Raw genomic sequence first — 20,913 nt, 5'->3', positions numbered from 1 at the left:
ATAACAAAAGCGCGGGGTATGCATTGCTACCTCGCGCTTTTACTTATTTGTCATCATGACTTGGTATTGGGAAATACTTATATATCTCTCCAGTTTTAATAGCATTACTGATATTTGCTAACCATTCATAATATACTTTTGATTCTTCTAATTGTGTATGAATGGTGATTGCTTCTTCTTTAGTTTCTTCATCGACATCATCTGCATCTATGATTTTTTGTAGCAAGATTTCTGCGTCTTTAACAGAATCCATATTAATAGAAATTTCTCGATCCCATTTTCTAGAGAAAAAGTTATTAAAGAAGATAAAGAAGTCTTTTTCAGCGATGAAATGTTGTTTTCTACTTCCTCTTGTAAATTGTTGTTTGACGATATCAAATTCTTGTAGTTTCTTAACACCAGCACTCATGCTTGGTTTGCTCATTTGAAGTTGTTCGCGCATTTCATCTAGTGTCATACTACCTTCAAAAACCATCGTCCCATATAAATTTCCAACACTTCGATTAATACCATATAAATCCATCGTTTCTCCAATACCGTTAATCACGATGTCTTTAGCTTGGTCTAATTGTTTTTCGTAGTTATCTGAACGTACCACTACATACACCTCCAATAGTTACCTTAATTGTACCATGAATCCTTATACATTGTAGTTGCTTTTCCATTACTTGTCTATTTGAAATACCTATTAAAAACAAACCATAAATGAACTTTGGAAATTTGACGTCTTTCATAATTCTATGCTAACATAAAATCTGTAAAGTTCGTTAAATAAAAATTTAACAAAGTTAACGGAGGTATTTTGAATGGGATATATAGAGCATTTATCTAGACGACAATTTATAAATGGTGAGTGGGTAGAAGCTTCTAATAAAGCGACTCGCGACATTGTGAATCCATATAATCAAGAAGTTGTGATTTCAGTAGCAGAAGGTACAGGAGAAGATGCTGAAAAAGCAATTTTAGCAGCTAGGCAGTCATTTGAAACTGGTGAATGGTCAGGTGAAACGACTGAGAATAGAAGTCGTAAAGTTAGAGCCATTGCAGATTTAATTAAAGAACATAAAGAAGAACTAGCAGAACTTGAAACATTAGATACTGGTAAGACATTAGAAGAATCATATGCAGATATGGATGATATTCATAATGTATTTATGTATTTTGCAGGTTTAGCAGGACATGATGGTGGTGAAATTATTGATTCTCCAATACCTCATTCAGAAAGTAAATTAGTAAAAGAACCTGTAGGCGTTGTAACGCAAATTACGCCTTGGAATTATCCGTTACTTCAAGCTTCATGGAAAATAGCACCTGCTCTTGTAACAGGTTGTTCGTTAGTTATGAAACCAAGTGAAATTACCCCATTAACAACAATTCGTGTATTTGAATTAATGGAACAAGTTGGATTTCCTAACGGGGTCATCAACCTTGTACTAGGAAAAGGTTCTGAAGTTGGTGAAGTATTAGCATCTCATAAAGAAGTCGATCTAGTTTCATTTACAGGTGGTATTCAAACAGGTAAGCATATTATGAAACGTGCAGCAGACCATGTAACGAATATTGCACTAGAACTAGGTGGTAAGAATCCGAATATTATATTCGATGATGCAGATTTTGATTTAGCAATTGATCAAGCATTAAATGGTGGCTACTTCCATGCCGGTCAAGTTTGTTCAGCAGGGTCACGAATTATCGTACATAACGATATTAAAGATAAATTCGAAGCAGCTTTAGTCGAACGTGTTAATAAAATTAAAATCGGTAATGGCTTTGATGAAACAACTGAGATGGGACCATTAATTTCAGGAGAACACCGCGATAAAGTTGAAAAATATATAGAAGTTGCGAAAAAAGAAGGTACGACAATTGCTGCTGGTGGTAAACGACCAGACAGGGCAGACTTACAAGATGGTTTCTTCTTTGAACCAACTGTTATTACAAACTGTGATACATCTATGAGAATTGTCCAAGAAGAAGTATTTGGACCTGTCGTAACAATTGAAGGATTCTCTAATGAACAAGAAGCGATTGAATTAGCGAATGATTCTATTTATGGACTCGCAGGCGGCGTATTTACGCAAGATATCGCTAAAGCAAATCGTGTAGCCAATAAATTGAAAATGGGTACTGTTTGGATTAATGACTTCCATCCATACTTTGCACAAGCACCATGGGGTGGATATAAACAATCTGGTATTGGTAGAGAGTTAGGTAAAGAAGGTTTAGAAGAATATTTAATTTCTAAACACATTTATACAAATATTCAACCTGAGCCGGTGAATTGGTTTAGTAAATAAATACAACAAAGAAGAACGAGTATATAGGAGGATTTTGAGATGAAGCAATCTTATGATTATATAATTATTGGAGGCGGAAGTGCCGGATCTGTATTAGGTAATCGTTTAAGTGAAGATAAAGATAAGACCGTATTAGTATTAGAAGCGGGTAGAAGTGACTATCCATGGGATTTATTGATTCAAATGCCAGCAGCACTTATGTATCCATCAGGTAATCGTTTCTATGACTGGAAATATGAAACAGATGGCGAACCTCACATGGGCGGTAGAAAAGTAGCACATACAAGAGGTAAAGTACTCGGTGGTTCAAGTTCAATCAACGGTATGATTTATCAACGAGGAAACCCAATGGACTATGAAGGTTGGGGAGAACCTGAAGGTATGGAAACATGGAAGTTTGCGAATTGTTTACCATATTTTAAACGATTAGAAAAAGCTTTTGGAGCAGATAAATCAGATCAATATCGTGGTCACCATGGTCCAATTAAATTAAGAAGAGGACCAGCAACAAATCCATTATTCCAAGCTTTCTTTGAAGCGGGCGTTCAAGCTGGATACAATAAGACACCTGATGTAAATGGATTTAGACAAGAAGGATTTGGACCATTTGATAGCCAAATTCATAATGGTCGACGCGTTTCAGCATCACTTGCTTATTTAAGACCAGCTATGAAACGTAAGAATTTAACTGTTCAAACAAGAGCTTTTGTTACAGAAATCAATTATGAAGGTAGACGAGCAACTGGTGTAACATTCAAGAAAAATGGTAAGACACATACAGTTGCTGCAGGAGAAGTCATTCTATCAGGTGGAGCATTCAATACACCACAATTACTTCAACTTTCTGGAATTGGTGACTCTGAACATTTAAACTCATTAGGTATAGAGACACGTGTACACTTGCCAGGTGTAGGTGAAAACTTTGAAGACCACTTAGAAGTATATGTACAACACGCATCTTCTAAACCAGTATCTGAACAACCAAGTTTAAATAAATTTAAAATGCCATTTATCGGATTACAATGGATTTTCGGTAGAAAAGGACCAGCAGCAAGTAACCACTTTGAAGGTGGAGGATTTGTAAGATCTAATGATACAGTTGATTATCCAAACTTAATGTTCCACTTCTTACCATTAGCAGTACGTTATGATGGACAAAAAGCAGATACGAAACATGGTTTCCAAGTACATATTGGACCAATGTATTCTAACTCTAGAGGTAGCTTGAAGATTAAATCTAAAGATCCATTTGAAAAACCTAAATTTGTCTTTAATTACTTATCTACAAAAGAAGACGAACAAGAATGGATAGAAGCAATTAGAGTTGCAAGAAACATCTTGAAACAACCAGCTTTAGCACCATATAATGATGGTGAAATATCTCCAGGACCTTCAGTACAAACAGATGAAGAAATTTTAGATTGGGTTAAAAAAGATGCAGAAACAGCACTTCACCCATCATGTAGTGCAAAAATGGGACCAGCATCAGATCCAATGGCTGTAGTTGACCCATTAACAATGAAAGTACACGGTATGGAGAACTTGAGAGTAGTCGATGCATCAGCAATGCCACGTACAACAAATGGTAATATCCACGCACCAGTATTGATGCTAGCAGAAAAAGCAGCAGACATCATTCGTGGTAAAAAACCATTAGAACCAGAAGAAATAGATTACTATAAACATGGCGTCCACCCTAAAGACGCAGGCGTTATGAAATAATAGGAGAAGTAAGAAGGCTGAGACAGAAATTGTCTCAGCCTTTAGTTGTTATATGGGAACGCGCTAACTACCATAATTCCGAAAAGTGGTAATAAGAACGCGCTAACTATCATAATTCTGAATAATGGTAATAAGAGAGGGTTTTTCTAAGGGACATTTCCCAGAATTCTGTCTCTAACAGCATGTCTAAGGTACATAATTCCGAATTGTGTCTCTAACAGCATGTCTAAGGGACATAATTCCGAATTGTGTCTCTAACAGTATGTCTAAGGGACATTACTCCGAATTGTGTCCCTAACAGAGTGTCTAAGGGACATAATTCCGGATTGTGTCTCTAACAGAGTATCTAAGGGACATAATTCTAAATTGTGTCCCTAACAGAGTGTCTAAGGGACATTACTCCGAATTGTGTCCCTAACAGAGTGTCTAAGGGACATAATTCCGGATTGTGTCTCTAACAGAGTGTCTAAGGGACATAATTCCAAATTGTGTCTCTAACAGCATGTTTAAGGGACATTTTGCAGAATTGTGTCTCCAACAGTATGTCTAAGAGACATTTCCCAGAATTGTGTCCCTAACAGAGTGTCTAAGGGACATAATTCCAAATTGTGTCTCTAACAGTATGTTTAAGGGACATTTTGCAGAATTGTGTCTCTAACAGCATGTTTAAGGGACATTTTGCAGAATTGTGTCTCCAACAGTATGTCTAAGAGACATTTCCCAGAATTGTGTCCCTAATTATTATTTATTTAAGTGTCTATACAATGTTGCTCTGCTAATGTTTGTCGCTTCTTTAATTTCTTCTAAAGTATATTTCTTAGAATGGTACATTTCGATGGCATTTTTTAAATTAAGATCATTTCGTTTTGGTCTTCCGATAGTCTTACCTTCTGTTTTGGCTTTTGCAATACCAGACTTAGTTCTGAATTTAATCATATCGCTTTGAAACTGATTAAGTAGATTTAAAAATTTATTAAAATTCATTTGTTCATGTCGGCTAATTATTATTTGAGCATTAATAATGTGAATATCCACATTGATTTCCTGGGCAATTGCAATGAGTTCTTCTAACTGATATGAGGTATCTGCAAGTATACATAAATCAGTTATGTATAATTTATCCCCGCTTTGTAATTTACTATAAAATAAAGTATTTAATTCTTTTCTGATGTCAGTTTGTGCATGAGATTCTTCAATAATTGTTAACGAAAATTTGCTTAACTTTGAATGTTGTTCAGCGACTGTATCATATAATTCGATTGGTCTAATATAACCATAATTCATAAATTTCACCTCAATAGTTTCATAAATGTATACATATGAAACTCTTTTGTTTATAATAGCACTATTGAAAATATATAAAATAGGAGTATGTATAATGTTTAAATCTTATATAGAAGAATGGCTTTCTAATCCAGGGAAAAATTTACTAGCTGGTATTGTTGTAGCGCTAGCACTTATACCTGAAGCCATTGCGTTTTCTATAATTGCAGGTGTAGATCCAATGGTAGGATTGTACGCTGCTTTTATTATTGCTACGACAACTTCAATAGTAGGCGGTAGACCTGCTATGATATCTGGAGCTGCTGGAGCTGTTGCGCTTATTGTAACACCTTTAGTAAAAGAACATGGTGTCGATTATTTATTTGCAGCAACGATACTCATGGGTATTATACAGTTATTATTAGGAATTCTCAAAATTGGTAGACTCATGAAGTTTATACCAAGGTCAGTCATGATTGGATTTGTAAATGCCTTAGCGATTATGATTTTTATGTCTCAACTTGAGCATATATTCGGTATTTCAATAAGTACATATATTTATATAGTTGTTACATTACTTATTATTTATATTGTACCAAAATATTTCAAAGCCATTCCTGCACCACTTATCGCAATTATTTTATTAACAACGCTATATATGGTAACAGGTTCTAATGTAAGAACAGTTGGCGATTTAGGTACGATAACAAGAGCATTTCCGAATTTCTTAATACCACAAGTTCCTTTTAACTTAGAGACATTAACCATCATTTTGCCGTATGCTTTATCAATGGCAATTGTAGGATTAGTAGAAAGTTTATTAACTGCTAAAATTGTTGATGAAGCAACAGATTCTCATAGTAATAAAAATAAAGAATCTAGAGGTCAAGGTATTGCCAATATTATCACTGGGCTATTTGGAGGAATGGGTGGCTGTGCTATGATTGGTCAATCTGTCATCAATGTAAAATCAGGTGCAACAAGTAGATTATCAACATTTACGGCGGGTGTCTTCTTAATCATTCTCATCCTATTATTAGGAGATGTAGTTGTACAAATTCCTATGCCGATTTTAGCGGGTATTATGGTGATGGTATCAATAAGTACATTTGATTGGAAATCATTTAAGTACGTTAAGCAAGCTCCAAGAACAGATGCTGTCGTTATGATTTTGACAGTGATAATCGTGTTGTTTACACATAACTTAGCTATAGGCGTTATTGTCGGCGTAATATTTAGTTCGTTATTCTTTGCTACTAAAATATCGAATGTTCATGTTATTCAAACGATAGAAAATCATTATTATAAATATTTATTCACCGGACAAATATTCTTTGTTTCAATCGATTCAATGATGAATCAGCTAGACTTTTCTATTGAGAATAGTCAGATTGAATTAGACTTTACACACGCACATTTATGGGATGACTCAGCAGTCAATGCAATCGATTCAATGGTGAAAAAATTCGAAGATAAAAACAATACAGTATTTGTTAAACAATTAAATACAGATAGCAGGAAAATTATTTCCGAATTAAGCCAGCTCAATGAAACACATCTAACATAATAAAATAACAAAATAAACCAGTATAAATCCATTATAAAATGGATTTATACTGGTTTTTTAATTATATAAATTATCTTGGTTAAACTTAACATGTACCGCCTTCCCAAACTGTAACGGGGAAGATATATTCTTTTAAAGTGTCTTTGTTTTCCATTCTGTCATTTAATACTTCTATTGCTTTCGTTGATATTTCATCAATTGGTTGAATAATCGTTGTAAGTTCTGAGAATACAGTACGCATGATTTTTGTCCCATCGTAACCAACGAGTAATAAATTTTCGGGTATTTTTTTATTATAATTTTTTGCTATGTTCATAATAAGTGCAGCATCTAGGTCGTTTGATGCAAAGATACCTTCGACATCAGGGTGTTCCTTAAATATACGATTGAAAATTTGAATTTTATCTTCGTAAGGTATATTGAAATCCACTGAATAACTTATTGGATTTAAACCATGTTCTCTCATCTTATCTTCATAGGCTAATCGACGTCTATGGGTTGGTGAATTGAGATAATCTGGACCAGATGTATGGATTATTTTTTTTGCACCTTTATTAATTAATCTTTCTGTTGCAAGTTGTCCGCCCAAATAGTTATCAGATTCTATTATCGGAATATCTTCATTCATAATTTGGTCAATTGCAACAATAGGTAAGTTGTCATTTTTATACTGTTCAATGTCGTGATTGTGCGTACCGACAATAAGACCATCTACTTGATTAGATAAAAGTTGGTTTAAATAATTAGTTTCTTTTTCAGGATCGTTCATTGAATTCCCGATAATGACTTTATAACCTTGCAAATAAAGTTTCTTTTCTAATTCTTCAACGAGTTCTCCGAAAAAAGGATTAGTGACAGTAGGGAATATCAAACCTATAATTTGAGTTTTCTTGTTATAAAGTTGGCGAGCTACAGTATTTGGCTGATAATTTAATTTTGCCATTGCGTCATACACTTTATCGATTGTTTCTTGGCTTAAATAGCCACGCTTGTTTAGTACTCTTGAAACAGTTGTTTTTGATACATTTGCCAATTTTGCAACATCATCTAATTTAGGTTTCATTTATAATCCCTCTCAATCCAATATTTAACCTTAGCAATAATTATAGCAAACATAGATAGTATGAATAAATATTTGTTATCACTAATGTAAAAGAGGGGCTGAAACATAATTGTTTATTTCAGTCCCTCAGTCATTTTAATATTGAATAGCTTGATTATTTAATTGATAAATTTGATAGTTTGTTGGAACATCTTCAGTAGAACTAATCCATACTTGTATATCATCTTCAGTGTAGTAACGTTCAGTAAATACTGCTTCACCATCATTAATAAATATTTCGATAGAACTTTTATCAATAAATATTTGTAGTTTTAAGTCTTGATGACTTTGAATTGTGGCATACCTATAGTCATCTTTATCTGTTCTATACAATGATAATTCATTATTATTTGCGTTATATTCAAGAGATAATATTTTATTATGAGCGTCTTTTAATTCGAATTTAGTGATTGTTTCTTGTGTATGTTCAAATTGATGCTCGATATTCACTTCTATATGAGATGACTTGCTGACAATTAATTCAGGTTCTTTCAAAGTGATATTTGCAGCATCTATTGAATGTGTTCTTAAATCTTTTAATTCCTCAATTGGTTTCATATATAAGTGATTATTTTCTAATGTTAGCTCTCTAGGTATCGTTAAAGCGCCTGCCCAACCGTCTTCTTTCTCAGGCATAGGACTTTCCCACATTGCCATCCAACCGATTAATATACGTCTGCCATCTGGTGCCAAAGTAGTTTGAGCAGCGTAAAAATCATGCCCGTAATCTAATTCTTTAAAATGGTCACGTGTGAAAAGATTTTTATCATCATTTAAATTTCCTATAAAATATCCAGTCTGAAATAGATTTAAATATTTCTTATCTGTTTCTTTTATACCTTGAGGTGAACAGAGAAGGACGTCTTTTTGGTTCAATGAAAATAGGTCAGGGCATTCCCACATAAAACCTTCATCTTCTAATGATTCCGACTTAGCTATAGCACCTATATAATCCCAATCTTTTAAATTTGATGATTGATATAATATAACTCTTCCTAAACCATCCTTTTCTTGACTACCGAGTATCATATAATATTTGCCGTTATCCTCCCAAACTTTAGGGTCTCTAAAGTGATGCGTGTTATCTTCAGGTTCAGAAGCGATGACAGGGTTATGTTCGTATTTAGTGAAATTTACACCATCTATACTATATGCCATGTTTTGATTTTGCCAAAAGTGTTCTGGATCATTATCACCATAATAGTGGTGACCGGTATAGAATAAATATAAAGTATCGTCTTTAACGATTGCACTACCAGAGAAACAACCGTCCTTATCTTCTTTTGAGCCAGGTGTTAAAGCGATAGGTAAATCTTCCCAGTGTACTAAATCTTTACTTCTTGCATGCCCCCAATGCATTGGTCCCCAGTCTGCACTGTATGGATGATGCTGATAGAAAATATGATAATATCCTTTAAAGTAACAAAATCCATTTGGATCATTAATCCAACCTGACTTTGCCATTACGTGATAACCTAGTCTATATCGTTCATTAGTAACTTCAATTTGATGATTAGTCATAATATTATGCTCCTTTTTCTTTTATATCTTTTTGACGAATGAAAGGATCACCGTTTACATCTTCATCGTCTTTTTTGAATGTGAATATCGCAAATATACCAGCTAGCAGTGCAATTCCTGAAATAATTAGGAATGTATCACCATACCCGATATGATCTCGTAAATTTCCAAGTGGTGTTGATAAAATAACTTGTCCAATCTGTGCTGCAATTTGGAAGCCTATCATATATAGAGTTGCTGATAATTTCGGATTAAAGTGTAACGTGATATATCTAAACATAGGTAGCATAAATAATGGCACCTCAATTGCATGCATCATTTTTATCATTGAAACTGAAATAGGGTGTTCTAGTAAACCACTAAGACCGATTCTTGCTACCATGAAACAAATACCTAACATTAAAGTGTTTTTGACACCAAGTTTATACATGACAATAGGTATAATACTCATCATTAATGCTTCAAAAAATACTTGTATGGAATTTAACGTACCGTACATTTGTTGACCAGCTTCAGGTGTTTCGAATAATTTAGTATAAAAGTCTGGAAACATTTGTTGATCATAAATTGTGTAGAATGACCATGAAAACATAATAAAGATAACAATTACCCATAGGTGTGGTAATTTTAATAATGCGATCATTTCTTTGAAACTAGGAATTGAAGCATCTGTATCATCATACGTAATTTCATGTTTTGCTTTGTCTTCAACTTTAGGTTTTATAAAAATAAGATTTAATAATAGTAATAAGCCAATCACTGAACCAACCCAAAAATTATATTCAGGATTTTTAACGAATAAGAATCCTGCTATTAGAGCTGACACAGCATAACCAAATGATCCCCAAGCACGAGCCTGTCCGTATTTAAAGTCAAAATATCGACTAAATCTTTCTGACACAGCTTCATAAATACCAGCAGCTGCTAAGAATCCAGCTGATAAAAAGATAGAACCTACAAAAATGCCAACCATAAAATTATTTTGAATTAATGGTGCATAGATCCAAATGAAAAATGGACCAACTAGTGTAGACAATGAGGCACAAAAAATTAATAACGTTCTTTTAATAGCGAGTTTATCTTGTATAATGCCATATAAAAACATCAATATTAAAGTAGTTAGAGAATTGGCAGAATAAATCGTACCAACTTCACTTCCCGTTAAGCCTAAACCATTTTTCTCAGACGTTAACCAAATTTGGAAGAAAGACCACCAAATTGACCATGACGCAAAGAATAACAGTAATGTAAATGATGACTGCAAGTATGACTGATTTTTAAATGTTTTAAATGAATTTCCGAATTCCAATTAAATAACCTCCTTGATGTAAGGGCTTTCTTAATGTGATTCTATAGCTAAACTTTTAGTATGTCAACCGGTTGACATAAAAATAATATCTTTTTTTAAAAGTATTTAGTTCTTCAATAGCTACTCGGTTGATGTAAAGGTACGATTAAATATGTATACTTAAAGCAAATTAATTTTAAATTCTCTGAAGTTGAGGTGTATAAAATGAGTGCAAAAAAATTAACGCTTGAAGAACAGAAAGAGATAGAAATATATGTATTAAAAGTGCGCGATAAATATTTGGAAGAGGAAAATAAGAAAGACAAAAAAGCTTTCAAAAATGCTACGTATAAAACAATTTATGATTTAAAAGGTGAGTATCCAGTTAAACAACTGCTACAAATTTTCGGAATACCAAAATCGAATTATTATAATTGGCTGAATCGTGAACCATCTAAAAGAGATATAGAAAACGAAGCATTGAAGAAAGATATTTTAGATATATATCATAAATCTAATGAGACATACGGATATAGACGTATTTATCATTACATTAGAGAAGAATTAGGAAAACCAGTCAATCATAAGAGAATTCAACGTTTAATGAATGAACTTGGTTTAAAAGGGCAATCACATGAAAATAAGAAAGAATAAAGGGGCACGAAGACTGAGAAACTTTATTTAACCCCAATATAAAAAAGGCTCGGACACTAATAAATTGTCCAAGCCTTTTGTTATGTTTTTAATTCTTATTGACTGAAGCGTCATAGATTGAATCTACTGCGTCTTGTAATCCGTTATTAAATTCTTCTGCTGATTGTCCAGCGAATAGGTCAGTTACTAATGCGCGTGAGAAACTTGCAATAAGTCCGTCATTTTCTTTCAGTAATTCATTTGCTTTTTCTCTTGAGTAACCACCTGATAATGCAACGACACGAACAACGTTAGGGTGTTCGATTAATGATTTATATTGGTTTGGTTTTGTTGGAATTGTTAATTTCAACATTACGTATTGATCGTCGTTTAATTTATCTAGTTCTTTCGCGATTTCTTCTTTTAAGATATCTTCGATTTCTTCTTTATCTTTAGCATTAATGTTCACTTCTGGTTCGATAATTGGAACTAATCCTGCTTCGATAATTTGTTTACCAATTTCAAATTGTTGTTCTACAACTTTAGCGATAGCTTCTTGATTTGCTTCAAGAATATTTGAACGCATTTTTGTACCGAATACATTACGTTCTTTTGCACGTTGTAATAACTCATCTAAACCAGGAATGACTTTCATTAACTGAACGCCATTTTCTTCATCTGCTAAACCTTTGTCTACTTTTAAGAAAGGAACGATACCTTTTGAAGCTAAGTAGTCAGAAGTATATTGACCTTCAACTTCACGGTCCATTGTTTGTTCAAATAAAATAGCACCTAATATTTTTTCAGAAGTAAAGGCTGGAGATGTTACGATACGTGTTCTCATTTCATGAACAAGTGTATACATTTCATCTTCATTGCTGTATTGATTTTCTTCAATACCATAATCTTTAAGAGCTTTTGGAGTACTACCACCACTTTGATCTAGTGCAGCTATAAAACCTTTACCATTTTTTATTTTTTCAAATTGTTCTTGGTTCATTTTTTCCACTCCTTTAGATATTTTCAATTATAGTATGATGATTTTTACCATTTATCGCAAGTTATTCAACTTTTAATGATTTTTTTAAGAGAGAAAAATACTAAATAAATATGTCGAATTTAAGAAGATTGATGCGTGATTATTTCATAAAATGCTTATACGCATTATGATGTACATTAGGGAGGATTCTCAATGAATAAAAAATCAGCAATATTATTAATAGGTGGCTTAGCTATCGTAGCTTTAGCAGTCGCAGCTTTATTGTTATTTTCAACGCAAAAAAGTACTTACTACGGATATATGGAGAATAGTACAACTGCAGAAAAAGTAGTAAGTGAGAAAAATAATGAAGTTACGGAAAATATCAAAATCGAATCAACAAGTGATTTCAAACCTAAAAAAGGTGATTTTGTAAAATTAATTTCAAACGATAACGGCAAAACATTTTATAAAAAAGAAGTCGTCAAACATGATGATATACCACATGGTTTAATGATGAAAATACATGATATGGAAATGTAAGGAATATAAAGTCTGAGACGAATGAGAATGTCTCGGACTTTTACTATTTTATTTAATAGACACTTATAGTAAAATTACATTTAACTTCTATAGAATGTGGGTGGTTAAAGTGATGTTAATCAGAAATAAACAAGAATCAGATATTGAAGCGATTGCTAAAGTTCATTATGAGTCTTGGTTGACGACATATAGAGGAATTGTTCCAGATAGTTATTTGGATCAATTAACGTTATCATCATATATTGAAAGACACCATAAATTTAATGCACCGTGTATTGTTGCAGAGGTTGATGGAGAAGTGATTGGATTTCTAATGTATGGTAAAGACAAAGATGAAGATACAAGTGATACATGTGGTGAAATTATGGTCATTTACTTACTTGAAGCATATCAAAACCAAGGAATAGGCACACGTTTAATGCAAGAAGCGGAAGAAGAAATGAAGGATAAATATGATGAATTAAGTCTTTGGGTTTTTGAAGATAATCATCCTACGATTAAATTTTATGAAAAACATGGCTTTAAAAAAGATGGTAAAATAAGTGATTTTAGTAAAGCATTAAAAGAAGTAAGAATGATGAAAAGAATATGATACATAGTTGCCATGAATTTTAAAGTTCATGGACTTTTTTTATATTAATAATCCAGAAAAAATAAAAGAAAATAATTTTAAATAATTTTGCTAAATATAGTAGAAAATTACAATCGATTGTGCTATATTTATAAAAAATTAAAGGGGAAGAGAAATGAGAACAAGAAATAATATTTTAAAATTACTGCTAGCTATTATCTGTGTGTTATCTTTTACAATGCCTTCAATTCATAGTCAAGTTGATGCAGCTACAAAGAAAGTTGTAGAGAAAAAAACGATTAAGAAAGTTGTAAAAAAGAAAACAACACAGTTACCACCAAGCCAAAGATATAATTACAAAAAACCGGGTGCTAAGGAAAAACGTAACTATCAAAATTGCACAGATTTAAGAAAAGTATTTCCAAATGGTGTGACTTATGGTCATCGTGCATATTTACCAAAATTTGATAGAGATAAAGATAAAATTGCGTGTGAAAGATACTAGGTAGAAGTATTATTAAAGGGGATTGTGTTTTACGTGAAACGAGCAGATGTTTGATCATCTGCTCGTTTATTTTTTTTAAAATATTAATTACTTATTCAAATTATTTAGGCTTTCAGAATAGTTTTTTAAACAATTCAAAAATTATTATAAAAATATGATTAGTATTATTATACTAGGGTAACATATCAAGAAAGGAGGAATTAAATATGAGTAAAATAACAGATTCATTCTTAAATGCTTTAGACAGCATTATAGCATTCATACCAAACTTAATTAGTGCAATTATATTATTAATTGTCGCTTGGTTAATTGCAGTAATTGTTAAAACAATTATTGTGAAAGGTTTAAACGCAGTTGGTTTTGAGAAATGGCTAGAGAAAAAGGGGTTAACTGAATCAGGAAGTGGCAAATCAGGATCTGAAGGTTTAATTCAGACATTTGGTAAATTAGCTTACTTCATTATATTCCTATTATTCTTACCATCAGTGTTTGATGCATTAAATATGACTTCTGTATCAACACCGATTAAAAACATGATGGGTAGTGTATTAGACTTCTTACCTAGAATTATTGTTGCGATTGTTATATTAGTTGTTGGTTTATTCATCGCAAAAGTATTAGGTACATTAGTTAAAAACTTATTAACAAATTTAAATGTTAGTAAATATAATCACTATGTAAACTTTGGTGAGAATAAAGAAAGTATTGATATTCCTTCAGCTGCAGGCTGGGTAATTTCAACAATCATTGGTTTATTCTTTGTTGTTGAATCATTAAATACAGTTAATTTAGAAGTATTAAATACAATTGGTGAAGCAATTATTGGATACTTACCATTAGTAATTTCAGCAGCAATTATCTTATTAATTGGTTTCATTGGTGGCAACTTACTATCTAAATTAATTAAAAAATCTACAGGTAACGTATTCGTATCTGAAATCGTTAAATATTTAGTAATCATCGTTTCAGTATTTATGACATTAGATCAATTAAACTTTGCTCAAAGCATTGTTAATGTAGCATTCTTACTAATCTTAGGTGCTGTAGCAGTAGCATTTGCTATCTCATTCGGTATCGGTGGTAAGTCATTTGCAGAAAAAACATTATCAAAAATTGAACGTAAAGCTGAATCAAATGACAAATAAAAGATGATTAGAAAAAGCTGAGACATCCGTGTCTCAGCTTTTTTGTGTGAAAATATTTAATGGGTGAGTGAAGGCAAGAGTTGTGGCCCAAGTCTTAGCTTAATGTATGAATAAAGCCAAGAGATAGTCGAAGTCATGGCTTAAGTACTGAGTAAAGCCAAGAGATAGTCCAAGTCATGGCTTAAGTAGTGAATAAAGCCAAGAGATAGTTAAAGTCGTGGCTTAATGTGTGAATAAAGCCAAGAGAAAGCTAAAGTCATGGCTTAAGTACTGAATAAAGCCAAGAGATAGCGAAAGTTATAGCTTAAGTACTGAGTAAAGCCAAGAGATAGTCCAAGTCATGGCTTAAGTAGTGAATAAAGCCAAGAGATAGCGAAAGTCATGGCTTAAGTACTGAGTAAAGCCAAGAGATAGTCCAAGTCATGGCATAAACCCTAAACATCCTCACTTTTTTCAAAAATCACATTCTATATCGTAACAATGCCCATCAAGATAGCGATAAATAGCATTAGGATGGAAAAACCCCAAACCCAGAAGAATGCGTATTTGATATATCTACCCATATTTATTTCTGCAAGTCCAACGGCTAACCATACTGCTGGTGCGAATGGGCTGACGAATGTTCCGATTACGTTACCTATCATGAGTGAGAAGGCTGTTGATTGTGATGGAACGCCAAATTGACTGGCTGTTGATTCTACTATAGGTAAGATTGCGAAATAATAAGCATCTGTACTTGTTAATAAATCTAAAGGAACACCTAATACACCGATTATAATGTGTAAGTATGGTCCTACAACTGTTGGTAATATTGCAATTAACGATAGTGCAATCGATTCTAACATACCTGTTTCATTAAGTATTCCTAGGAATACACCTGCTGCTAATATAACAGCTGCCATCATTAAGGCATTTGGTGCATGTGCTCTAATACGCTCCATTTGTTCATCGACATCTCTAAAGTTTAATGGTAATGCGACTGCAACACCGAGCATAAATGCAAATTCAGGCGGTACAATATCTAATAACATCATAGCTACGACGATGACTGTAAGTATTAAATTGAGCCAAAGTATGTAAGTATGCTTTGTAGCTTCACCTTTAATAGTAGCATTCTCTTCTTGGTCTTTTTCATAGTTTGCAATAATTTCATCCATATTGATTTTCACAACATCCTCATTAGGAAAAGCTTTAGCAATACGTCTTTTTTCACGGATTCCTAAATAGATAGAGAATAGAATTGCGAGTACGATTCCGACTAATTGAATAGGTATAACTTGATACCATAAGTCGTTGATATTATCGACTTTGAGGACAGAAGCGGTTCTTGCCATTGGTCCGCCCCAAGGGACCATGTTGATAATTGCTGCACTTAATGCAAGAAGTAGTACTAATAAGTATGGGCTCATTTTTAGTGCCCTGTATAATGGTAATAAAGCAGGAATTGCTAATAAGAAAGTAGTGGCACCAGCACCGTCTAATTGTGCAAAAGTACCGATAATCGTTGTGACAATCGCAACGATAATAATATTACCTCGTGTTAATTTAATCATTCCTCTAACAAAAGGTCTGAATAAACCACTATCTGAGATAATACCGAAATAGATAATCGCAAAAATAAACATGATTGCGACATTAAATACTTGATCAATACCGGATTCAACATATTTTCGAATATCTCCAAATCCATGACCAATAACTAATGCGCCAATTACAGGTATTAAAATCATTCCTACAACTGGACTAATTTTCTTCATAATTAACATTGCGACAATTGAAATAATAATAACGAGTCCAACTATTGTCAGCAGTGTATTTGGTTCTTCCATTTTTATCCCCCTCAGTTCAATATAGCGCTTACATTATTAAAAATTAAAAAGCTTTCTACAACACATTAAAGTGTAATAGAAAGCATATGTTTATTATAACATTTTACATTAAAAAATAATATAATAAATTGAAAATTCTAATAATAATTTAATAATCAATTTCAAATCCTAAATCTTGAATCATGTCATAATCCATTTGATTTGGTTGACCACCAGTAATTAAATAATCTCCAACAAAAATAGAGTTTGCTACCATAAGAGATAATGATTGAAGCGTTCTTAAATTTACCTCACGACCACCAGCAATACGTATTTCTTTCGTAGGATTAATGAGCCTAAACATACATAGAATTCTAATACATTTCATAGGCGTTAAGTCATCCATACTACCAAATTTCGTACCTTTTATAGGGTGTAAGAAATTGACTGGAATACTATCAGCATCTAATTGATTCAATGTAAAAGCCATATCGATAATATCTTCGTCAGATTCACCCATACCACAAATCACACCAGAACATGGAGAGATATTCTTTTCCTTCATTATATTAATTGTATTTACGCGATCATCAAAACTATGTGTTGTCACAACTTCATCATGATAATTAGCACTAGTATTTATATTATGGTTATATCGGTCTACACCACTTTTTTTAAGGGACTCTGCCTGTTGTTCATTTGTTAATCCGAGACAAGCACAAACCTTAAGTTGAGGATGATTTCTTTTAATTTGTTCAACAGAATCAGTAATGTGAGAAACCTCTTTATCACTAGGACCACGACCACTCATAACAATACAGTATGTTCCAATTTTATTTTCAGAAGCCACTTTAGCACCATCGACAATTTGATTCTCTGGAATAAGTGCATATCGTTGAGATTTTTGTTTAACATCTCTTGATTGACCACAGTAACCACAGTCTTCAGGACAAATACCACTTTTGGCATTTAAAATCATATTCAGTTTTACTTTTTTACCATAATAATGATATCGAACTTTATAAGCTTCTTGAACAAGTGTTAATGTATCAATCGATTCATCTAGATAAATTTTTAAAGCCTCATCAAAAGTTAAGTGATGACCATTAATGATGTTATTTCCTAAAGTCATTAAAATTCCCCCTCTTTAATTATTAATAGAATACTAATAATATTCTTTATTGTAAACCTAAATTATTAAAAGATTAACAATTAAGTGCTGATTACTAAAATATGGTAGAAATTACAATGAACTAGTGATAGCATATATACTGAAAGATTTAAATTATATATAGGAGAGATAAAATGAAAAAGTTTAAGTCAGTCATCATATATAGTAGTTTAGCTTTATTGCTTGTAGGATGCGGAAACGAAGAAAGTTCAGCAAGTAAAGATAATGAGCACAATCAATCAGAACAGAAGGCAAATAAACATGAAAATGCAAAGTTGCCAACTGTTGTATTTGAATCTGATTTAACAAATGAAAAATTATCAAAGTCAGAAATACATAAAAGTATTCAACGTTATTTAGATACAAATGAAAGTATTTATAAAGTGACAACAAAGATTGAAGAAAAAGTATGGGACGAACAACCTTTAACGAAGAGAGAAGCAGATCAATTAGAAGAAGGTAGAAAACTTTTAGAAAAGAATGACCAGAACTTCTCAAATTATATAGAAAATAATACACTCCCAAAAGGTTATCAAAAAGAAACAAATAGAATTAGTCAATACTTTACCAGTTACAATCAAACAATTAAAAATTTAGACCAACAAGTGCAAAAAATAGAAGATAAAGCAGAAAAAGGTACCATTTCAACAAAAGACATAAAAGATATCGTGCCAGATAGTCAAAATGTAAATGGCAGACAACAAGCAAAAATAGAAAAATTCCTTAAACAAATCAATGTGAAGACGAATGCGTTTAAAAGGTAAAAGGTTATTTTGAAAGGTGGTGGTTGTATGCAGAAGCGATTATTAGAGAATCAAACACTAATAAGAGGAGCAAGCTTGTTTTTAATCTTTGTAATTGGAGCACTTCTATATTCATTTATGTCAGTTCCGAAAATGCTCGTTTTCATGGTTCCATTTTGTATATTATTGGTGCTATTTTGTGATTGGTTAAGAGGTGTAGAAGAAGCTAAGAACATAAAACGTTTTATGACCTATAGGGTAATTGTACTCTTAATAGGTGTTGTATTATTGGTTCAATATTTTTTAAGTATGTATCGAGAAGAAGTAAAGTATTTATACTTGTTTGCATGGCTTATAATATCATTTATCGCTGACATTATTGAAAATAAATATTTCCTTAAACAAAACAATATGAACACGAAATTGGATAAAAGCTAAAAGGTTATTTTGAAAGATGGTGGGTGTATGATGAAACAGTTAATTAAAAATAGAGAGTTATTAACGGGGGTATTTGTATTTCTAATTATTGCCTTAAGTTTATTATTAGGTTTATTCCTAAGTCTTGAACAAGTACTTATTTGTTTAGTTCCGTTTTTTATTATTTTTGCTTTATTTAGAGATTGGTTGAGAGGACGAGAAAAAGCTAAAGATTTCAAGAAATTTATGATATTTAGATTAGTTGTAATGATAATATTTTTGGTAATAATGTCATTATACATATTGAGTATGTACCAGAATAATCAATTTACGAATCCATTATATATTTTTGGTTGGTTTATTGTATTATTCATTACTGACATTATTGAAAATAAATATTTCATAAAAAAGAATCATGTAAATAACAATCAAGAAACTTAAAAGGCTGGGACAGTATGATCTGTCTCAGCCTTTTGGTATTTTAATATTTCGTCTTTAATTGTTCTTTTTCAATGTCTGATATAAACGCATGGTCTATTGCTTTAATATTAATGGCTTTCATTTCTGGTATTGTTAACAACTGATGGTTGTACAAGAGTTGATATTCTTGGTTTAGGTTTGTATTCGAAACTGTTCTATTATCTGTATTAATATTAAATGGGATACCTTGCTCTATGAGCTTTCTAATATTAAGTTCTTCTACTGATTGGATTGCTTTTGTTTGTAAGTTACTCGTTGGGCAAATTTCTAATAATGCGTTGTGTTGTTTAATATATGATAATGCTTGATTATCTTGAATTGCTGCAACGCCATGTCCTATTCTTCGTGCACCGAGTTCGATTCCTTCTATTATATTATGTATACATCCACATTCACCGGCATGCAATGTTAAGTAATGGCCAGAATCTGTAGAATGTTGTATAGCTTCCTGTATGACCTTTGTTGGAAAGGCTTCTTCAGGACCTGCAAAATCAAAACCTACAATATGACGATTGTTTGTATTTAACTGGTCTACTGATTTAAATAGGTCGATGTTTGTTTGGTTGTCGTGATGTCGCATGCCACAAATTAGCAAATTGACTTTAATATCATATGTATGTTCAGCTTCGATTGCTCCGTTGTTAACAGCTTCTAATATTTGTTCAATGTTTAAGCCTTTATCTGTATGGAAAAGTGGTGCAAATCGGATTTCTATATATTTAACGTTGTCGTGATGTGCTTGTCGTGCGACGTCGACAACAGCTTTTTCTAAGCTATCTTTTGTTTGTAGCACTTTTAAAATGGTGTCGAAAGATTTTAAGTAGTCGTCTAAGCTTTCACAATTTTGATCTACTTGAATATCTTCTAAATTAATAGATACATGTTGTTCTCGTGCGAGTTGTTGGATTAATTCGATGCTGACAGATCCGTCTAAATGACAGTGTAACTCTGTTTTTGCTACTTCGTTTATTGTAGACATTAGGAATATCCTTTCTTTATCTATGAGTATGATTTTTAAATATAGTTATATATTATAAACAATTTCAGAAATATCTGGTAGTATTTAGCACAAATGTGTAGATTTTGTGATTGAATATATGAAAATATTAGTTTTTTATTTGAAAATTCTTGGTATCCAATTATTAAAAATGCTATATT

Annotated in this window: 20 protein-coding genes; 11 read left to right on the top strand and 9 right to left on the bottom strand. The window is 32.3% G+C overall.

The genetic code is table 11. The features are described from left to right. Window positions 1-43: 43 nt before the first annotated feature. Window positions 44-598: a choline uptake/conversion transcriptional regulator CudC gene (gene cudC, locus ACJTHF_RS06290; RefSeq protein WP_048540526.1), complete on the bottom strand. Its 555-nt coding sequence runs from the start codon at window positions 596-598 to the stop codon at window positions 44-46. Between the two features lie 208 nt (window positions 599-806). On the opposite strand from cudC, the gene betB reads away from it, so the two are divergent. Both betB and betA read left to right on the top strand, forming a co-directional pair. Then, window positions 807-2,297, top strand: a complete 1,491-nt coding sequence (betB, locus tag ACJTHF_RS06285) for a betaine-aldehyde dehydrogenase (RefSeq protein ID WP_107609103.1) — start codon at window positions 807-809, stop codon at window positions 2,295-2,297. 39 nt (window positions 2,298-2,336) lie between these two features. Continuing rightward, window positions 2,337-4,019, top strand: a complete 1,683-nt coding sequence (gene betA, locus ACJTHF_RS06280; RefSeq protein WP_058592143.1) for a choline dehydrogenase — start codon at window positions 2,337-2,339, stop codon at window positions 4,017-4,019. 741 nt (window positions 4,020-4,760) lie between these two features. Here the strand turns inward: betA and ACJTHF_RS06275 are convergent. Beyond that, the gene (locus tag ACJTHF_RS06275) at window positions 4,761-5,303 is read right to left on the bottom strand and encodes a recombinase family protein (protein ID WP_058592144.1); all 543 of its coding nucleotides are present in this window, start codon (window positions 5,301-5,303) and stop codon (window positions 4,761-4,763) included. A 94-nt stretch (window positions 5,304-5,397) separates the two neighbouring features. Here ACJTHF_RS06275 and ACJTHF_RS06270 point away from each other — a divergent pair, with 94 nt between their 5' ends. Next, entirely contained in the window at window positions 5,398-6,849 is a 1,452-nt protein-coding gene (locus ACJTHF_RS06270) for a SulP family inorganic anion transporter (protein WP_232156903.1), read from the top strand. Window positions 6,850-6,934: 85 nt separating this feature from the next. Here the strand turns inward: ACJTHF_RS06270 and ACJTHF_RS06265 are convergent, their stop codons facing one another. The 3 genes from ACJTHF_RS06265 to ACJTHF_RS06255 form a co-directional block, all read right to left on the bottom strand. Continuing rightward, window positions 6,935-7,912: a LacI family DNA-binding transcriptional regulator gene (locus ACJTHF_RS06265; RefSeq protein WP_232156902.1), complete on the bottom strand. Its 978-nt coding sequence runs from the start codon at window positions 7,910-7,912 to the stop codon at window positions 6,935-6,937. A gap of 135 nt (window positions 7,913-8,047) precedes the next feature. Continuing rightward, window positions 8,048-9,472, bottom strand: coding sequence for a glycoside hydrolase family 32 protein (locus ACJTHF_RS06260; RefSeq protein WP_058592147.1), 1,425 nt, complete (start codon window positions 9,470-9,472; stop codon window positions 8,048-8,050). Window positions 9,473-9,476: 4 nt separating this feature from the next. Beyond that, the gene (locus tag ACJTHF_RS06255; protein WP_107609105.1) at window positions 9,477-10,781 is read right to left on the bottom strand and encodes an MFS transporter; all 1,305 of its coding nucleotides are present in this window, start codon (window positions 10,779-10,781) and stop codon (window positions 9,477-9,479) included. 204 nt (window positions 10,782-10,985) lie between these two features. On the opposite strand from ACJTHF_RS06255, the gene ACJTHF_RS06250 reads away from it, so the two are divergent. After that, entirely contained in the window at window positions 10,986-11,414 is a 429-nt protein-coding gene (locus ACJTHF_RS06250) for an IS3 family transposase (protein WP_107609106.1), read from the top strand. 88 nt (window positions 11,415-11,502) lie between these two features. Here the strand turns inward: ACJTHF_RS06250 and ACJTHF_RS06245 are convergent, their stop codons facing one another. Then, window positions 11,503-12,393, bottom strand: a complete 891-nt coding sequence (locus tag ACJTHF_RS06245; protein ID WP_058592149.1) for a fructose bisphosphate aldolase — start codon at window positions 12,391-12,393, stop codon at window positions 11,503-11,505. A gap of 192 nt (window positions 12,394-12,585) precedes the next feature. Between ACJTHF_RS06245 and ACJTHF_RS06240 the strand changes: the two genes are divergently transcribed. The 4 genes from ACJTHF_RS06240 (at window position 12,586) to ACJTHF_RS06225 (ending at window position 15,136) form a co-directional block, all read left to right on the top strand. Continuing rightward, window positions 12,586-12,915, top strand: coding sequence for a DUF4889 domain-containing protein (locus tag ACJTHF_RS06240; protein ID WP_025907313.1), 330 nt, complete (start codon window positions 12,586-12,588; stop codon window positions 12,913-12,915). Window positions 12,916-13,027: 112 nt separating this feature from the next. Beyond that, window positions 13,028-13,507: a GNAT family N-acetyltransferase gene (locus tag ACJTHF_RS06235; RefSeq protein WP_058592150.1), complete on the top strand. Its 480-nt coding sequence runs from the start codon at window positions 13,028-13,030 to the stop codon at window positions 13,505-13,507. Window positions 13,508-13,661: 154 nt separating this feature from the next. Then, window positions 13,662-13,991 (top strand): excalibur calcium-binding domain-containing protein, encoded by a 330-nt coding sequence (locus ACJTHF_RS06230; RefSeq protein ID WP_107609107.1) that lies wholly within the window; start codon window positions 13,662-13,664, stop codon window positions 13,989-13,991. A gap of 206 nt (window positions 13,992-14,197) precedes the next feature. After that, the gene (locus tag ACJTHF_RS06225) at window positions 14,198-15,136 is read left to right on the top strand and encodes a mechanosensitive ion channel (RefSeq protein WP_048540541.1); all 939 of its coding nucleotides are present in this window, start codon (window positions 14,198-14,200) and stop codon (window positions 15,134-15,136) included. A 467-nt stretch (window positions 15,137-15,603) separates the two neighbouring features. On the opposite strand, the gene ACJTHF_RS06220 is transcribed toward ACJTHF_RS06225, so the two are convergent. Together ACJTHF_RS06220 and bioB are read right to left on the bottom strand one after the other, a co-directional pair. Then, on the bottom strand, window positions 15,604-16,965 hold the full coding sequence (locus ACJTHF_RS06220; RefSeq protein ID WP_106417845.1) for a CitMHS family transporter: 1,362 nt from the start codon (window positions 16,963-16,965) through the stop codon (window positions 15,604-15,606). 148 nt (window positions 16,966-17,113) lie between these two features. Next, the gene (gene bioB / locus ACJTHF_RS06215; protein ID WP_078355259.1) at window positions 17,114-18,076 is read right to left on the bottom strand and encodes a biotin synthase BioB; all 963 of its coding nucleotides are present in this window, start codon (window positions 18,074-18,076) and stop codon (window positions 17,114-17,116) included. 173 nt (window positions 18,077-18,249) lie between these two features. Between bioB and ACJTHF_RS06210 the strand changes: the two genes are divergently transcribed. Genes ACJTHF_RS06210 through ACJTHF_RS06200 form a run of 3 tightly spaced genes read left to right on the top strand, consistent with a single transcriptional unit; the run spans window position 18,250 to window position 19,716 of the window. Next, window positions 18,250-18,879, top strand: coding sequence for an NDxxF motif lipoprotein (locus ACJTHF_RS06210; RefSeq protein ID WP_078355258.1), 630 nt, complete (start codon window positions 18,250-18,252; stop codon window positions 18,877-18,879). 27 nt (window positions 18,880-18,906) lie between these two features. Next, window positions 18,907-19,296: a hypothetical protein gene (locus ACJTHF_RS06205; RefSeq protein WP_058592154.1), complete on the top strand. Its 390-nt coding sequence runs from the start codon at window positions 18,907-18,909 to the stop codon at window positions 19,294-19,296. Between the two features lie 30 nt (window positions 19,297-19,326). Further along, complete coding sequence (locus ACJTHF_RS06200) at window positions 19,327-19,716, top strand: hypothetical protein (protein WP_232156899.1); 390 nt, start codon at window positions 19,327-19,329, stop codon at window positions 19,714-19,716. A gap of 40 nt (window positions 19,717-19,756) precedes the next feature. Here ACJTHF_RS06200 and add read toward each other — a convergent pair whose 3' ends face one another. After that, entirely contained in the window at window positions 19,757-20,734 is a 978-nt protein-coding gene (gene add / locus ACJTHF_RS06195) for an adenosine deaminase (RefSeq protein ID WP_119649068.1), read from the bottom strand. Between the last annotated feature and the right edge of the window lie 179 nt (window positions 20,735-20,913).

The organism is Mammaliicoccus sp. RAM2 (genome assembly GCF_045897195.1).
In the GTDB taxonomy this organism is placed as follows: domain Bacteria; phylum Bacillota; class Bacilli; order Staphylococcales; family Staphylococcaceae; genus Mammaliicoccus; species Mammaliicoccus sciuri.
The sequence above is the reverse complement of the archived record's forward strand: the minus strand, read 5'-3'. Positions and strand labels throughout refer to the sequence as shown.

Bases quoted from the DNA above. Each gene is read 5' to 3' on its own strand.
- ACJTHF_RS06260 (WP_058592147.1), bottom strand. From the start codon at position 9,472: ATGACTAATCATCAAATTGAAGTTACTAATGAACGATATAGACTAGGT.
- ACJTHF_RS06270 (WP_232156903.1), top strand. From the start codon at position 5,398: ATGTTTAAATCTTATATAGAAGAATGGCTTTCTAATCCAGGGAAAAAT.
- ACJTHF_RS06225 (WP_048540541.1), top strand. From the start codon at position 14,198: ATGAGTAAAATAACAGATTCATTCTTAAATGCTTTAGACAGCATTATA.
- ACJTHF_RS06265 (WP_232156902.1), bottom strand. From the start codon at position 7,912: ATGAAACCTAAATTAGATGATGTTGCAAAATTGGCAAATGTATCAAAA.
- add (WP_119649068.1), bottom strand. From the start codon at position 20,734: ATGTCTACAATAAACGAAGTAGCAAAAACAGAGTTACACTGTCATTTA.
- ACJTHF_RS06250 (WP_107609106.1), top strand. From the start codon at position 10,986: ATGAGTGCAAAAAAATTAACGCTTGAAGAACAGAAAGAGATAGAAATA.
- ACJTHF_RS06205 (WP_058592154.1), top strand. From the start codon at position 18,907: ATGCAGAAGCGATTATTAGAGAATCAAACACTAATAAGAGGAGCAAGC.
- ACJTHF_RS06245 (WP_058592149.1), bottom strand. From the start codon at position 12,393: ATGAACCAAGAACAATTTGAAAAAATAAAAAATGGTAAAGGTTTTATA.
- ACJTHF_RS06200 (WP_232156899.1), top strand. From the start codon at position 19,327: ATGAAACAGTTAATTAAAAATAGAGAGTTATTAACGGGGGTATTTGTA.
- ACJTHF_RS06230 (WP_107609107.1), top strand. From the start codon at position 13,662: ATGAGAACAAGAAATAATATTTTAAAATTACTGCTAGCTATTATCTGT.
- ACJTHF_RS06235 (WP_058592150.1), top strand. From the start codon at position 13,028: ATGTTAATCAGAAATAAACAAGAATCAGATATTGAAGCGATTGCTAAA.
- betA (WP_058592143.1), top strand. From the start codon at position 2,337: ATGAAGCAATCTTATGATTATATAATTATTGGAGGCGGAAGTGCCGGA.
- ACJTHF_RS06240 (WP_025907313.1), top strand. From the start codon at position 12,586: ATGAATAAAAAATCAGCAATATTATTAATAGGTGGCTTAGCTATCGTA.
- ACJTHF_RS06210 (WP_078355258.1), top strand. From the start codon at position 18,250: ATGAAAAAGTTTAAGTCAGTCATCATATATAGTAGTTTAGCTTTATTG.
- bioB (WP_078355259.1), bottom strand. From the start codon at position 18,076: ATGACTTTAGGAAATAACATCATTAATGGTCATCACTTAACTTTTGAT.
- betB (WP_107609103.1), top strand. From the start codon at position 807: ATGGGATATATAGAGCATTTATCTAGACGACAATTTATAAATGGTGAG.
- ACJTHF_RS06275 (WP_058592144.1), bottom strand. From the start codon at position 5,303: ATGAATTATGGTTATATTAGACCAATCGAATTATATGATACAGTCGCT.
- ACJTHF_RS06220 (WP_106417845.1), bottom strand. From the start codon at position 16,965: ATGGAAGAACCAAATACACTGCTGACAATAGTTGGACTCGTTATTATT.